Source organism: Oleiphilus sp. HI0086 (genome assembly GCF_001635225.1).
This window is the reverse complement of record NZ_LWFZ01001284.1, coordinates 1-707: the sequence shown is the minus strand read 5'-3', so window position 1 is coordinate 707 and position 707 is coordinate 1. Positions and strand designations below refer to the sequence as shown.

Genomic DNA, 707 nt, shown 5'->3' with positions numbered 1-707 from the left:
AGCCTTATGCAATTGTAAATAGTATCTGATCGAACTCGATAGGTTCTCCGTCACTGACTTCTATCGACTGAATAACGCCGCTTCGGTCTGCCTCGATTTGGTTCATCATTTTCATTGCTTCAATGATGCACAAGACATCGCCAGCCTTAACGCTTTGTCCAACTTCAACAAATGGGGCGGAGTCAGGTGAGGGCGCCTTGTAGAAGGTGCCGACCATAGGGGCATTGATTGTCTGGTCACTAGAGGTGCTCGCCGGTGCCGGACTTGCAGTGGATGTTTCTGTGATAGGTGCTGAAGCAGACGTTACGGGTGCTGGGGCCGCTGCTGGTGCGGCGACAACATGCTTGCGACGGTTGATGCGGATGGACTCTTCGCCTTCCTTAATCTCTAGTTCTTCTACATCTGACTCGGTGATTAATTCGATCAGCTTTTTGATTTTTCGAATATCCATAACAATTCCTGTATTAGGTTTATAGCGCCTGCAGGGCTTTGCTGAGCGCAGCATCGTAACCTAAGCTGCCCAGCCCGCAGATGACGCCTAATGCGACATCAGAGAAATAAGAATGATGGCGAAATGTTTCTCTAGCATGAACATTTGATAAATGTACTTCGATAAAAGGAATATCAATCGCTAGTAGAGCATCTCGGATTGCTACGCTCGTATGCGTAAATGCCGCAGGGTTAATAATTATAAACTGAGTATCATC

General features: G+C 47.1%; 2 protein-coding genes. Both read right to left on the bottom strand.

All coding sequences use genetic code 11. The annotated features are described in order from the left end of the window. Positions 1–4: 4 nt before the first annotated feature. Positions 5–451, bottom strand: a complete 447-nt coding sequence (gene accB / locus A3756_RS22140) for an acetyl-CoA carboxylase biotin carboxyl carrier protein (RefSeq protein ID WP_068512191.1) — start codon at positions 449–451, stop codon at positions 5–7. Positions 452–470: 19 nt separating this feature from the next. Further along, the coding region (locus A3756_RS22135) for a type II 3-dehydroquinate dehydratase (protein WP_156490691.1) at positions 471–707 on the bottom strand (237 nt) is incomplete at its 5' end.